General features: G+C 26.0%; 15 protein-coding genes. 4 read left to right on the forward strand and 11 right to left on the reverse strand.

Annotated features, from left to right (window positions below; translation table 11 throughout):
- The 6 genes from mnmE to rpmH all read right to left on the reverse strand — a co-directional run.
- A partial coding sequence (mnmE, locus tag QZ429_RS06230) for a tRNA uridine-5-carboxymethylaminomethyl(34) synthesis GTPase MnmE (RefSeq protein ID WP_291952920.1) occupies positions 1-1,030 on the reverse strand: 1,030 nt, incomplete at its 3' end.
- Positions 1,027-1,857, reverse strand: a complete 831-nt coding sequence (locus QZ429_RS06235; RefSeq protein ID WP_291952921.1) for a Jag N-terminal domain-containing protein — start codon at positions 1,855-1,857, stop codon at positions 1,027-1,029. The genes QZ429_RS06235 and mnmE, both read right to left, overlap by 4 nt.
- Positions 1,841-3,415, reverse strand: a complete 1,575-nt coding sequence (gene yidC / locus QZ429_RS06240) for a membrane protein insertase YidC (protein WP_291952923.1) — start codon at positions 3,413-3,415, stop codon at positions 1,841-1,843. Before yidC ends, QZ429_RS06235 begins: the two co-directional genes overlap by 17 nt.
- Positions 3,379-3,762, reverse strand: a complete 384-nt coding sequence (gene yidD, locus QZ429_RS06245; RefSeq protein WP_291952925.1) for a membrane protein insertion efficiency factor YidD — start codon at positions 3,760-3,762, stop codon at positions 3,379-3,381. The genes yidC and yidD overlap by 37 nt, the downstream gene beginning before the upstream one ends.
- Positions 3,735-4,076, reverse strand: a complete 342-nt coding sequence (gene rnpA, locus QZ429_RS06250; RefSeq protein ID WP_291952943.1) for a ribonuclease P protein component — start codon at positions 4,074-4,076, stop codon at positions 3,735-3,737. The genes yidD and rnpA overlap by 28 nt, the downstream gene beginning before the upstream one ends.
- Positions 4,073-4,207 (reverse strand): 50S ribosomal protein L34, encoded by a 135-nt coding sequence (rpmH, locus tag QZ429_RS06255; protein ID WP_291952927.1) that lies wholly within the window; start codon positions 4,205-4,207, stop codon positions 4,073-4,075. The genes rnpA and rpmH overlap by 4 nt, the downstream gene beginning before the upstream one ends.
- A gap of 128 nt (positions 4,208-4,335) precedes the next feature.
- Here rpmH and QZ429_RS06260 point away from each other — a divergent pair, with 128 nt between their 5' ends.
- Genes QZ429_RS06260 through QZ429_RS06270 form a run of 3 tightly spaced genes read left to right on the forward strand, consistent with a single transcriptional unit; the run spans position 4,336 to position 6,625 of the window.
- Positions 4,336-4,809 (forward strand): GNAT family N-acetyltransferase, encoded by a 474-nt coding sequence (locus QZ429_RS06260; RefSeq protein ID WP_291952929.1) that lies wholly within the window; start codon positions 4,336-4,338, stop codon positions 4,807-4,809.
- On the forward strand, positions 4,809-5,420 hold the full coding sequence (locus QZ429_RS06265; protein WP_291952930.1) for a uracil-DNA glycosylase family protein: 612 nt from the start codon (positions 4,809-4,811) through the stop codon (positions 5,418-5,420). Before QZ429_RS06260 ends, QZ429_RS06265 begins: the two co-directional genes overlap by 1 nt.
- Complete coding sequence (locus QZ429_RS06270) at positions 5,417-6,625, forward strand: hypothetical protein (protein WP_291952932.1); 1,209 nt, start codon at positions 5,417-5,419, stop codon at positions 6,623-6,625. The genes QZ429_RS06265 and QZ429_RS06270 overlap by 4 nt, the downstream gene beginning before the upstream one ends.
- Here QZ429_RS06270 and QZ429_RS06275 read toward each other — a convergent pair.
- Positions 6,612-6,992, reverse strand: coding sequence for a YbgC/FadM family acyl-CoA thioesterase (locus QZ429_RS06275; RefSeq protein ID WP_291952934.1), 381 nt, complete (start codon positions 6,990-6,992; stop codon positions 6,612-6,614). The genes QZ429_RS06270 and QZ429_RS06275 overlap by 14 nt on opposite strands.
- 474 nt (positions 6,993-7,466) lie before the next feature.
- Here QZ429_RS06275 and QZ429_RS06280 point away from each other — a divergent pair, with 474 nt between their 5' ends.
- Positions 7,467-9,320 carry an aryl-sulfate sulfotransferase gene (locus tag QZ429_RS06280; protein WP_291952945.1) on the forward strand — a complete coding sequence of 618 codons (1,854 nt, stop codon included), beginning with the start codon at positions 7,467-7,469 and terminating at the stop codon, positions 9,318-9,320.
- Between the two features lie 340 nt (positions 9,321-9,660).
- Here the strand turns inward: QZ429_RS06280 and QZ429_RS06285 are convergent, their stop codons facing one another.
- Genes QZ429_RS06285 through QZ429_RS06300 form a run of 4 tightly spaced genes read right to left on the reverse strand, consistent with a single transcriptional unit; the run spans position 9,661 to position 13,314 of the window.
- Positions 9,661-10,341, reverse strand: coding sequence for a response regulator (locus QZ429_RS06285; protein WP_291952936.1), 681 nt, complete (start codon positions 10,339-10,341; stop codon positions 9,661-9,663).
- Positions 10,331-11,974 (reverse strand): ATP-binding protein, encoded by a 1,644-nt coding sequence (locus tag QZ429_RS06290; RefSeq protein WP_291952938.1) that lies wholly within the window; start codon positions 11,972-11,974, stop codon positions 10,331-10,333. Before QZ429_RS06290 ends, QZ429_RS06285 begins: the two co-directional genes overlap by 11 nt.
- Positions 11,975-12,012: 38 nt before the next feature.
- Complete coding sequence (gene dsbI, locus QZ429_RS06295; RefSeq protein ID WP_291952939.1) at positions 12,013-12,645, reverse strand: protein-disulfide oxidoreductase DsbI; 633 nt, start codon at positions 12,643-12,645, stop codon at positions 12,013-12,015.
- Positions 12,646-12,654: 9 nt separating this feature from the next.
- Complete coding sequence (locus tag QZ429_RS06300; protein ID WP_291952941.1) at positions 12,655-13,314, reverse strand: thiol:disulfide interchange protein DsbA/DsbL; 660 nt, start codon at positions 13,312-13,314, stop codon at positions 12,655-12,657.
- Positions 13,315-13,355: the final 41 nt, after the last annotated feature.

The raw sequence follows: 13,355 nt of genomic DNA on the forward strand, positions 1-13,355 counted from the left end.
CTTTTATTTTATGATTAAAATTATCTTTTAAATCACTTTTGTTTAAAACATAAATAATTTTTTTATTATTATCTTTTAATGTATCTAAAATTTGCTTATCTTCATCATCAAATTCTTTTGATCCGTCAAAAACTACTATGATAATATCTGCTTCATTGATACTTTCATAACTTAAATTTATACCAATTTTTTCTATTTCATCTTGAGCGTTTCTAATACCTGCTGTATCTATGATTTTAATAAGATGCGAACCTATTTTTAAATTTTCTTCGATACGATCTCTAGTTGTGCCTGCTGTGCTTGAAACTATAGCTCTATTATATGCTAGAAGTGAATTTAACAAAGAACTTTTTCCGGCATTTGGCTTACCAATGATTGCTACTTTAAAACCTTCTATCAAACCTTTTTTTCTCAAAGATATATCAACGATATCGCTTAAAAGCTTTGAATTTTTTTCACACATTTGGATAATTTGTTCTAGTAAATTTTGCGGTAAATCATCATCAGCATAATCAATACTAGTTTCGACAAAAGCTAAAGTTTTAACAAGATCAATTCTTATGGTATTTAAGAATTCATTTAAATCACCTTTTAAATTTTTTGCAATAATACTTGCTGCATTTGCTGATTTTGACATAATTAGATCTTGGATACTTATAGCTTTTAATACGTCCATTTTTCCATTTAAACAAGCTCTTTTGCTAAATTCCCCTGGATTAGCTAAGCGTATATTTGAGTTAATTAATTCATCAAGTAAAATTTCACTTAAAGCAAAACCACCATGTAAATGAAATTCTATTATATCTTCACCTGTAAAAGAATAGGGTGCTTTAAAATAAATTATTAAAGCTTCATCTAAAAAGTCTCCGTTATTCTTATAAATTTTGCATAAATGAGCATAACGTGGAGTTAATTCTTTTTTATGAGTAAATTTAAGAGCAATTTCTAATGCTCTTTTGCCACTTACTCTAATAATACTAATAGAACCTAAACCATGTGCTGTAGCTATAGCAGCTATAGTTTCATTCATTCACTTTTCTTCAAAAAATCATTTACAATGATAACTTTTTGACCATCATTATTTTTTATGGCCACATATTTATCAGGAAAACGTTCTCTTAATTTTTCTAATATATGTTTTAGCCAAATTCCTTCTAATTGCTTTGTTTGAACTCTACCAGTAGTTTCGATTTTTTCTATTAGTATTTTAAGATAGTTTTCCATAGCCTGAATTTGATTTTCTAAAAATTGAGCAACTTCAAGTCTTAATTGAATTTTGTATTTAGAATTAATCCAGTTATAAAGTAAATAAGAAAAAGCTTTATATCTATGAGCTTCTTTGCCTATAAGTAAGGCAGCGTCATTACCATCTAGTTTTATTAAAATGCAATTTTCATCCCACATTCTTATTTCTACTATTTTGATATCAAAATCAAAAGTTGCAAGTAGTGTATTAAGTGAAAATTTAATCTCATCAATAAAAAAGAATTTGTTATTTTCTTCATATGATTCTTTATGAAAAGAATTAAAAATAGCATCATCTTTAACCTTATAATACTCTCTTGATAAACTTGTTTCATTATTTGGTTTATTATATGTTGCTTTTTCTTTTTTTGTTTCTTGCTTTTCATAATTTTTATAATTTTGTTTATTGGAATGTTTTTTTATATTAGATTCTTGTAGAATTTCCTTTTTTTTATGATTTTTAACAAAAATAATTGCATTTTGTTTAAAAAGACCAAAAAAACCGGATCTAGAGTGTTGAATTACTTCATATTCTAAATCTACAACTGAACATTCAAAATGTTTTGATGCTTCAATGAGTGCTGTTTGTAAATCTTTAGCTTCTATGTTCATGTTTGGCTATTTCCTCTTGCTTATGATTTTTAAAAAGTTTATTAACAATTACTTGTTGTATTAAAGAACAAAGGTTGTTTATACACCAATAAAGAGTTAGACCAGCTGGGAATGTTAAAAAGAAAAATGTAAAAATTAAAGGTAAAAATTTCATTATTTTTGCCTGCATAGGATCTTGTATAGTCATTGGTGTAATGAGTTGTTGGATAAACATTGTTATACCCATAAATATAGGCAATATAAACCATGGATCCATTACCGATAAGTCTGTGATCCAAAAAGCCCACGGAGCAGCTTTTAGCTCTATAGCATTAAGTAAAACCCTATAAATAGCAAAGAAAATTGGAATCTGTATAAGTATAGGCAAACATCCACTCATAGGATTTGCACCATGCTTTTTATATAATTCCATCATATGAATATTCATTTTTTGTGGATCACCCTTGTAACGATCTCTAATTTCTTTCATTTTAGGTGCTAAATCTTTTAATTTATTCATAGAAATCATTGATTTATAAGTTAATGGAAATAATATAATACGCACAATTAAGGTCATTACAACTATAGCCCATCCCCAATTTTTCATATAACCATGTAAGAAATTCAAAAATTCAAACATAGGTTTTGCTATGAAAGTAAACCAACCATATTCGACAATATTATCTAATCTTGGATCGATATTTCTTAAAATTTCATGTTCTTTTGAACCTATATAGCCACTTGCTTTAAAATCTTTATTGGCACTTGCAAAAACAATAGAATTTTCATTTGTGTCTTTAGTTACTACGACATTTAGAGGGTTTTCAAAATTATAAAATAAAACACTATAATAACGATCAAATGCAGACATCAAAGTAATATTTGAGAAATTTTCATCATTTTTTACATCACCATCTTCTAAGATATTGATTTTATCATTTTTATCAAGTAGTAAAGCTCCATGGACTGTGTAGCTATCTATTGCTATATTTGGACGATATCCAGGGGTAATAAAATAAGGCGTATTTTTACTTAAATTTACTTCTATGTCATAATTTCCATATTTATAAAAAGTAATCTTTTTAGTGATAATAAGATTGTCTAAGTGTTGAGTTAAAATAAGAGTATTATTTGTATCATTGACTTCAATATTTTTTTGACTTGCAGTATATGGGGTATTAAAAGCCTCTTGATTAATTACATTATCGCTAAATCTTAATTCTAATGGTAGAGGGGATAAAGAAGTATCCACTAGATTAATACTTTTGCCATTTTCATCTTTAAATTTTTGATCACTAAGATAAAATTTTGAAATTCTACCTAAAGAATCAATATGAGCTTGAAAATGCTCACCTTTAATTAAAGCTATTTCTTCTTTTTGATTTATAGCAAGCTCGGTTTTTAACATTTGTTTTGTATTGCTTGCTTGTGGAGCTGAATTGTTTTGTTCAATTTTTGTAATATTTTGCTCTATTTTTGGATTTTTTGGCATAAAAAAATAATCATAAACTACAAAAAATAAAAATGATAAAACAACAGCAATTAATATGCGTTTTTGTTGAGATAAGTTATCTGGCACGGATTGTCCTTTATAAATATAATCTTAATTAAAAAAAATTGATTATCCTTGAAAGGAACGTATAAATATTTCAGTCTTTTTAAAGCATTAGTTTTAGGTTTAAAGCAAACACTAGAATTTGATTTTTTTTTACTGATTCTTGGATAATCAATACCACCTTTAAAAAACGGATTGCATTTTAGAATTCTTAAAAAAACTGCAAAGAGGGCTTTGAATATATTATTTTTCTCAAAGTGCCATAGGGCGTATTCAGAACAGCTTGGATAATATCTACAACATCTTGGTTTTATAGGGCTAATGTAAAATTGATAAAATTTTATTAGTTGCACGCAGATTGTTTTATACATCCTATTTTTTTAAAACCCCACTTTAAGTTTTTTTCTAATTTTAAAAAAGGAATCTCAATAATTCCAGTTTTGGCAACGAGTATATACTTTCCGTTTTTAACTTGATTTCTAAGTTGAAAGAAAGCTGATCTTAAAAGTCTTTTGGCTCTATTTCGTTCAACAGCTTTTCCAACTTTCTTACTAGCTACTACAGCAAATTTCTTTTCTTGACTTGGAAAATAAAATATAATCACACCTTCGCAGTGCCACTTTTTACCTTCTTTGTAGATTGCTGCAAATTCTCTTATATCACTAATATTTAGAAAATTTTTTATGCAGCTAATCTTTTTCTACCTTTAGCACGTCTTGCGTTAATTACCTTGCGACCATTCTTAGTCTTCATACGCACACGAAATCCGTGAGTTCTTTTTTTTGGAGTTTTGTGCGGTTGGTATGTTCTTTTCATAGCTTTTCCTTAATTTAAAACAAAATAATAAAGCGGATATGATATCAAATCTTACTTAAATCTGCTTTTAATTAAGAGTTGATTTTAAAAGTTTTTGTTAAATTTGCTTTTATTTTATACGGAGGATTATGATGGAATTTGAAATTTGTGAGAGTAAAAAAGAGGATTTAAGTAGAATTTTAGAGTTAATTAAAGAGCTTGCTGTCTATGAAAATATGCTTGATGAGGTAAAATGCACAATTAAGGAACTAAAAGAGTCTTTATTTGAAAACAATTATGCAAAGGCATTAAGCTTGAAAGTCAATGGTGATATCATAGGATATGCGATATATTATTATACTTTTTCTTCTTTTGAGGGATTAGGCGGTATGTATTTAGAGGATATTTATATACAAGAAAAATATCGTGGAAATGGCTATGCAAAAGAAGTTTTTAAATATTTAGCAAATATTTGTAAAGAAAAAAATCTTAAGCGTTTAGAATGGATATGCTTAAATGATAATGATTTGGGTATAAAATTTTACACTGCTATTAATGCTAGACATATGAGTAAATGGAGAACTTATCGTTTAGAAGGTGAGAATTTAAAGGCATTATTTTAATGGATAAGAGAAATTTGTATTATCTTAAAGCTTTTGGTTTTGAATATTTAGAAGAAGTTAAGAGAGTAAAAAGTGCGGATTTTAGCTTTGTTGAATTACAAAATTCAATAAAAAAATGCACTCTTTGCAATTTTTATAAATTAAGAAAAAATTCATTGATAGAAAAAGAAATAAAAAAAGCTAGAATTCTAATTTTTCAAAGCTATATTGATAAAGATGAGAATGAAAGTGGAAAATTTTTTGCTTCTAAACTCAAGCAAGATTTTTTGCTAAAATTTAAAGAATTATTAGATTTAAATGAAGATGAAATTTATTTTTCTTATGTGCTAAAATGCTTTAGTAATTTTAAATTTGATAAAAATTCGGTAGAATTTTGTTTGCCGTATTTTTATAATGAGCTTAAATTTATAAAGCCTAAACTAATTCTTTGTTTAGGAGAAGAGGCATTTTTAAGTTTAGGATTTGCGGATTTTAAAACATACATTGGTCAATGGTTGAAATTTAATGAAAGTTTGATTATGCCAAATTATGATTTAAATTATCTTAGTAAAAATCCTAGTTTGTATGCAAATTTTATAGAAGATATCAAGAAAATAAAAGGTTATGTATGAAAAAAATTTTTCTTTGTGTGATGGTAAATCTTGTGTTAATTTGTAGTGCTTTTGCAAAAGAACGAGAACTTTCACCTATAGAACCAAGTGAGGCGTTTTATTTAAATATAAAAGATCAAAATTGCGATAATGAGTGTTTGTTTGGGTTATTAGAAAGTGGATTGTATTTTAACTTTTTGTCTGAATTTAATGAAGCGATTAATAACGAATTTTTAGTAAATATTTATACCAAACTTTTAAATTCCATCATTGATTTTGAAAGGAGTATTCAAAAAAATGCAAGTATAAAACTTGCTATTATTATTCCTGAGCAAACTATAAAGGGCTATTCTAATACCATTATAAATTCAAGCATAGCTTATCTTTTAAGACAAAGAGCTCAAATTAAAGTGAAGGTTTTTTTAATAGGCAATGAGGAAGGAAGTAAAATTTCTAAAGCTCTAAGTGAAATTCAAAGTGAAAAATTTAATTATGTTATCGCAGGTTTTACAGAAGAGGGTGTAAAACAATTGCTAAAAAAAGATTTAAATTCAAATATAAAAATTTTTATACCTACAGCACATAAGAGGTATTTTGATACACAAAAAGAAAATGTTTATTATGGAAGTATAGATTATCAAAAACAAATTAAAAAACTTCTAGAATACTCAAATGGCAAAAATATCATTTTTTCAGACGGGACTAATCTTGCTAATCGCCTCAATGAAGAGCTTATTAATCTTAGCAATGGAAGTGAAAAAATTTACACCATTAATACTTCTAAATTTGATTTTAAAAGTATGTTAAATAAAAATAAGAGTTTTCAAAATGCAAGTATATTTTTAAATACTTCTTTGATTAAAACAGCTCTTATTAGTTCTCAACTTCGTGCTTATGACTTAGAGCCTTTTGTGCTTTTATCTACCCAGTTAAATTACAATCCTATTTTGCTGAATTTAACCCAAATTAATGATAGAAAAAAATTACTTATTGCAAATTCTATATCTAATGAAGATAAAACTTTAAGTTATCTAAATGAAATTTTTTCACAAGATATTAATTATAACTGGATAGCGTATGCGACTAGTGTAGGGATTGATTATTTTTACACGCAGTTTTTAGATACTGATTCTCAGAGAATTTTTGATGAAAAATTAAATGAAAATCAGTTTGATTATAAGGTTAAAATCATTGGTTCTAAAGGTTTAGGTTTTACTCCTTTTTAAGAGTAGCAAAAACTTTTAAAATGTCATCATCTATAAGGGCTATTTTTTCTGCTTTGATAAAAGCTAAGGTAAAATTAGCCTCAAAAAGTTTTTCTGTATTTTTATAAATTTCTTGTTTTATGATCACTGAAGCTTTTTTTAACTTTAAAATATGTGTTTTTACTTCTAAAATATCGCCTAATTTTGCTGGCTTTAAGAAGTTGCATTCTGCTTTTGTAAGTAAAAAATGTCCAGTATCTTTGTCAAAAATAGCTGTATTTTTTTGAAAAAATATCTCGCTCCTAGCTCTTTCGCAAAATTTTAAATAATTAGCGTGATACACCACTCCACCTGCGTCAGTATCTTCATAATAAACTCGTAATTTCATTTTTATCCTTTTTTTGAATTTATGTATTTTACACTAAGTTAAAATTATGGAACTTTTCTTACTTATTTTTTAGAGCAAGAAAAATATCAAGTTAATTATTATAAATTAAAAGATTTAAAATTATGAAATCTGTTGCAAATACTTTTGCAACAATCAATTTTTTAGCTAAAGGATATTTTATAATTATTTTTAATATGTTTTACAATCTTATTTATGACTTTTTTATATCTTTGCTTTTAAAAAGAATATGTTTTTATCATTAAAAATTTTACTTAAGGAATTTTGCAGAATTTATAAAAAATAACATCTTTTTAAAAAGGAATTATGCTTATTTAGGTATTAAAAAATTTTAAAAATTTAAAGTTAATTTTATATTAATGTGATTTCTATGTTATAGAATTGTTTTAAAATAATAATCAAAAAAGTTTAATCAATTAACTTTTACTTTAACATATGGAGGAAAATACTATGAAGATGAAAAAAATAACTTCATCTATTTTGGTTGCAGGTTTATTAGTTAGTGGTTTAAGCATACAAGCACTTGCTATTGGTGGTCCAAGTGGTCCAAAACTTGATTATCAAATACAAGGAAAATTAGGTGCAGTTAAATTAAATCCTTATGGATATGCACCGCTAACTGCAATTATCACAAATAATGGCTATGTATTAAAAGATATAAAGGTCAAAATACTACCAAAAAAAGATGGTCAAACTATAGAATACAAAGTAAATGATCAAGTAGCTAAAACTTATGGAGGAATTCCTATTTTTGGCCTTTATCCTTCGTATCAAAATATAGTTGAAGTAAGCTATATAAAAAGTGCTATGGGATTTAAAGATGAAAAAGTCAATGAACAATACAAAATTTTAACAGGTCCAATAAAATTAGAACCATCTGGATTGCTTTTTCAAACAGGTGTTCCTTTTGAGAAAGTGGAGGTAAAACAGCTAGATAAAGAATTTGCAGATAGGCTTTATTTGATAAATAATGTCCCTGGAAGTATTCCTGGAAAAAGTGCGCAAATGATTTGGAATAATCCAACTGGAGGCGCGTTAGAATGGAATTATTCATCAAATGTCTTTATAGTAGATACAAAAGGCGAAGTTAGATGGTATTTTGATTCAGATAAATTTTTAGATCCAAGTAGTATTTATAAAACTGGCATTCAAATGGGATTTAGACAAAATGCTGATGGTGCTTTAACTTGGGGATTTGGACAAAGATATGTAAAATATGATTTAATGGGAAGAGAAATTTTTAATCGCCAACTTCCACTTGCTTATAATGATTTTTCACATTCGCTTGATAATATGCAAAATGGACATTATTTATTAAGAGTTGGTTCATCTAATACAAAAAGACCTGATGGTAAAAATGTAAGAACGGTTAGAGATACCATTGTAGAAGTAGATGAAAATGGAAATGTTGTTGATGATTGGCGTTTATATGAAATTTTAGATCCATATAGAAAAAATGTTATTATGGCTCTTGATCAGGGTGCAGTTTGTTTAAATGTTGATGCACATAAAGCTGGTCATACCTTAAATGAAACGGAATTAGCAGAATTAGATAAAAATAATAATTTTGGAGATATTGCTGGCACTGGAATTGGTAGAAACTGGGCTCACGTAAATAGCGTAGATTATGATTTAAATGATGATTCTATTATAATTTCAAGTCGTCATCAAAGTGCAATAGTAAAAATAGGAAGAGATAAAAAAATCAAATGGATAGCTGCTGCACATAAAGGTTGGGGCGATAAATTTAAAGATAAATTACTTCAGCCAGTTGATAGTAAAGGCAATAAAATAATTTGTGAAGATGAATACTCAAAATGTCCAGGATATATGAATGATAAAGGTGGATTTGATTGGACTTATACCCAGCACACAGCTTTTATAATTGATTCTAAAACAAATAAAGATATTTTGTATCTAACCGCATTTGATAATGGCGATGCAAGAGGATTAGAGCAACCTGCCTTAGCAAGTATGAAGTATTCGCGTGCTGTTGTTTATAAAATAAATCAAAAGAAAAAAACAATAGAACAAATTTGGGAATATGGCAAACAAAGAGGAAGTGATTGGTTTAGTGCGGTTACAAGTATAGCTGAGTATCAAAAAGATAAAAATTCTATACTCGTTTATTCTGCAACTGCTGGTATGCAATTTGACATAGGAAAAGGCGTCCCAGTAGGCAATCCTGCTCCTGAACTTTTAGAATTTAAATGGGGATCATCAAAACCATCTGTTTTAATTAAATTTACAGGAACAGGAATTGGATATCAAGCTATGCCTATAAGCTTAGAAAAAGCTTTTACAAAATAAATTAAGCCCTTTTTAGGGCTTGATTATAAATTTATCTTATTTTTCTATGCTTTTTATTAGAAATTTGGCTAAATTTAAAGCCTTAGTGTGATGAAAAATCTTAGCTTTATTAATCACCTTACCACTTATAAATCCGTGAGAAATTAACTTGGTTAAGTTTATTTATAGCAATGTAAGCTGTATAAAAGCTTTATTTTTGTTTAGATGAGGTTTATTTAAAGCTTTTGCCACATTTTAATAAGCTTAAATTTATATCTTTAAATGAAGGTCGTTTGCCAAATTTTTAAGTTAAATTTTTTATTTTAATATTTATTTAAAAAGAAGCTATTGGTTGTTTTCATTAAAAATTATCACAAATTAAAATATACCCAGATTCTGGTATATTTTTTATTTTAATACCAAGTTCTTTTTTTAATCTCAAAATGATATTTGCTATTGCACCTTTGCTAGGAGTATCGTTTCTATAAACAAATTCTTCTATCATTTCATAACTAACTAATTTATTTAAATTATAAGCAAAAAGCCAAAAAAACTTATTTTGCAAGTAACTAAGATAAAATTCTTCACCATCTTTATAAATTTTTTCTTTTTTTAAATTTATACTTATATTTTTATTTATTTTTACTAATTTTTCATATTTTTCATAGCTTAAAGTAACCAGTAAAGATCTTAGCATTTTAATATCAATAGGTTTTTCTAAAAATAAAGTTGCACCCATATCTAAACTTTTACTTAAAGTAGCATCATATGAAGTCAAAACTATGAACTTTTGATCTGGTTTTAAAGTTAAAATATTTTTCATCATTTCAAAACCATTCATAATAGGCATATGAATATCAGTAATGATAATATCAATTTTATATTTTTTAAAATAAATAATTCCATCTTCTCCATTTTCACAACTATAAACATTATTGCAATAAGCCTTTAAGCCACTAACTAAAAGATCTTTAGAAATTTCATTATCTTCGACTATTAATACAGATAATTTTTTTAATAAATTTAATGATTCATTTGTCATTTTTATCCTTTAAATTTATATCAAATTCTAATTGGAAAATAGTAGGATTAAAATAATTTATTAATTTTATATCTCCATTTATTTTTTCATTTGCGAGTTTTTTTCCAAAATATAAGCCTATTCCATTTCCGTATTTTTTCGTAGTTTTAGGATGACTAAAAATTTTTTTACCCATAATCTTGCTAACTCCACTTCCAAAATCAATTACTTTTATATAAGCTTTTTTATTATCAAAACTAACATCTATTTGTATTTTTCGATTTTTTATATCATTTTTAAATTTATCTATTATGGCGTCTTTTGCGTTATGGATTAAAATAAGCAAGATTTGTTGAATTATATTTTCTATTTGTTCTACTCTTTTATCTTCAAAATCATTTAAAGCTACATTAATATTTGCTCTTGCTAATTCTGTATGCATAAGTGTTAATAAATTCAAAATACTTTGCTTGATATTAAAAATTTTAATATTTTCACTAGTTTTATAAAAATTTCTAAAAATCTCAATTGTGCTATTTAAAAGAGAGATTGATTTTTGACCTTTTTTTAGTATTGTAAATAAAGTTGTTTTGTCTAGTTTATCATCATTATTTAGCATAATCAATGTAGAAATCATTAAATTTAAAGAATTTACAGGGTTAATGAATTGATGATTTATCCCAGCTATTAATTCTCCTGTTTCACTCATCTTGGCTTTATGAGCTAAAAGCACTTCAATTTCTTCTTTGCTATTTTTTATTTTTCTATACATAAAATTATGTAAAAAATTTGCAATAAATGCTAGTAATATGAATGAAATTAAAAGTATCAATGCGTTTTTTGTGATTATAGTTAAAAAACTATCAATTTCTTTTGAATTATCAGTTCCAGCACCTATAAACCAATTTAAATAAGGAATTTCAGATAAAGATATGAAATTTGAATCAAAAGCTAATTTAGTGCTATCTTCACCTATTAAAAAATTTTCTGTAAATCTTTTTTGAATTTTTTCTTTTAATTTTTGATCTTTCATAGGTGTTAAAATTTCGCCACTATTGGTGATTATAAAAGAATAAGAATTTAAAGGAAGTTTGAAATTATTAATATTTTGAAAAATATTTTTTAATTTTACAACACCACAAAGCACTCCAAAAAATTTTGAATTTTTATAATTAGGAACACATAAATTTAAAGTTTTTTCCTTTAATATAGTGTGATTTGGTATGAAATTAACGGTTGGAGAATTGTTAATCTTAGTATCTATATACCAAATTAAATTTTTATTATATTCTTTATTTTTATCATATAAAATATCATTTATATAAATTTCCCCATCTTCGCTTAAAAATTGCATAAGATCAAAATTTTTTGATTCGTCTAAAAATATTTTAATAGGTTTTTTAATTTTTGTATCATTAATATTTGCAATTTCTATAAATTTAGATATTGATTTTAAAGAATTTATTCTTTCATCGACCCAAAATTGAAATATTTCTACTATATTTTGACTAATAATAGCTTTTTCTTTATCTAAAATATTTATCATTTGATTTTTAGCATTTGTATAAATATTTATGCCTAAAAAAATAATAAAAAGACTAAATAAAGCTATAACAATATAAATTTTAAAAGTAAAATCATAAGGAATTTTCATTACTACCTTTGTTATTTAAAGATCTATTTAATAGATCTTTAAAATTTATAATTTTTAAATAAAGTAATTATTTTACATCCTAGCATTGATAAAAGTATAAAAAAACATACCCCAAAACCTAAAAGTGTGCAATCAGCCATAGACATAAATTGTTTTGATGGTATTAAATACCATCCATCTTTATATAAATGGATAAAATAACTTTGTATGCTATCTAAACTAACTCCATTAGGAACTATAGGATTATCATAGCCACAATCTCCAGTTGGTGCAAACCAAGATGGTGCTAATTTATCAAGCTTTAAGCCAAAAGGATAACTAGGATCGCTTTGGCAACCTTGCACTCCAAAAGGATTATCACTATGAATAACTTTGTGAATTTTAGCAAGCTTTAAGCTGTAGATTATGCCTTGAATTACGCCCCAAAAAGCAAAAATATATCCAATTCCAGCTAAAATAAGATTTTTTGGATTGATTATAGCTATTAATCCTCCTAAAGTCATACATAAAAACGCAAACCTTATATAAACACATTGCTCGCAAGGCATCATATATAAGTAATTTTGAAAAAATGAATGAGCTAAAATCACTAATGAGGCACTAAGAATTATCATTAAAATCCACGGGATTCTTTTGTCTTGAAAAGATGATATTTTGTTTATTATATTCATAATATCAGCCTATTTATTAAGTAATTCTTTTATTAAGTTGGCAAAATCGTCTATTGATTTTATAGAACTTGTATAAATTAAATATTTTCCATTTACAACAAAAGCTGGCACACCTTGAATTTTAGCTATTTCATAAGCACTATCCCAATTTTTGAGTAATTTTATAACTTTTGGATTTTCAAGCTCTTTTTTGTATTCTTGCATACTTATACCACTTGCTTCAAGCCCTGTTTTTAAAAAAGCTTCTTCATCTTTTCCGTTATTCCATCTTTCTTTCTTATCGTGATAAGCCTTATAATAAGCAAATTTTGCTTTTTTAAATAAAGAATTTTCATCAAGTAAATTAGTGCCATTTTCCATATCTTTTATAACTAAAACGGCAAATATTTTACTTGCACTCTCTCCATAATCACCTTTTGTTTTGAGATGAAAAGGTGTGTATTTTAAACCTTCTACTTTTTCTATTACCTTTGGAGTTACACTTTTATCGTATTTATAGCAAAAAGGGCAAGCATAGCTAAAAATTTTAATGAGAGTATTTTTCTCAACTGCCAAAGGATTTTCTAAAACTATATAATCCTCTCCTTCAACAAAAGCATTTGCATTTAAAGCACTAAAAAGCACAAACGCTAACAAAGTTTTAATTAATTTACCAAATAAAGTTTTCATATAAAATCCTTTTAATAAAAATTTATATTGTCATTTTATAT

Source organism: Campylobacter sp. (genome assembly GCF_020024835.1).
In the GTDB taxonomy this organism is placed as follows: domain Bacteria; phylum Campylobacterota; class Campylobacteria; order Campylobacterales; family Campylobacteraceae; genus Campylobacter_D.

Excerpts from the sequence above, each read along its gene's own strand:
- QZ429_RS06235 (WP_291952921.1), bottom strand. The coding sequence starts at position 1,857 with ATGAACATAGAAGCTAAAGATTTACAAACAGCACTCATTGAAGCATCA.
- yidD (WP_291952925.1), bottom strand. The coding sequence starts at position 3,762 with ATGTATAAAACAATCTGCGTGCAACTAATAAAATTTTATCAATTTTAC.
- rpmH (WP_291952927.1), bottom strand. The coding sequence starts at position 4,207 with ATGAAAAGAACATACCAACCGCACAAAACTCCAAAAAAAAGAACTCAC.
- QZ429_RS06260 (WP_291952929.1), top strand. The coding sequence starts at position 4,336 with ATGATGGAATTTGAAATTTGTGAGAGTAAAAAAGAGGATTTAAGTAGA.
- QZ429_RS06265 (WP_291952930.1), top strand. The coding sequence starts at position 4,809 with ATGGATAAGAGAAATTTGTATTATCTTAAAGCTTTTGGTTTTGAATAT.
- QZ429_RS06270 (WP_291952932.1), top strand. The coding sequence starts at position 5,417 with ATGAAAAAAATTTTTCTTTGTGTGATGGTAAATCTTGTGTTAATTTGT.
- QZ429_RS06275 (WP_291952934.1), bottom strand. The coding sequence starts at position 6,992 with ATGAAATTACGAGTTTATTATGAAGATACTGACGCAGGTGGAGTGGTG.
- QZ429_RS06280 (WP_291952945.1), top strand. The coding sequence starts at position 7,467 with ATGAAAAAAATAACTTCATCTATTTTGGTTGCAGGTTTATTAGTTAGT.
- QZ429_RS06285 (WP_291952936.1), bottom strand. The coding sequence starts at position 10,341 with ATGACAAATGAATCATTAAATTTATTAAAAAAATTATCTGTATTAATA.
- QZ429_RS06290 (WP_291952938.1), bottom strand. The coding sequence starts at position 11,974 with ATGAAAATTCCTTATGATTTTACTTTTAAAATTTATATTGTTATAGCT.
- dsbI (WP_291952939.1), bottom strand. The coding sequence starts at position 12,645 with ATGAATATAATAAACAAAATATCATCTTTTCAAGACAAAAGAATCCCG.
- QZ429_RS06300 (WP_291952941.1), bottom strand. The coding sequence starts at position 13,314 with ATGAAAACTTTATTTGGTAAATTAATTAAAACTTTGTTAGCGTTTGTG.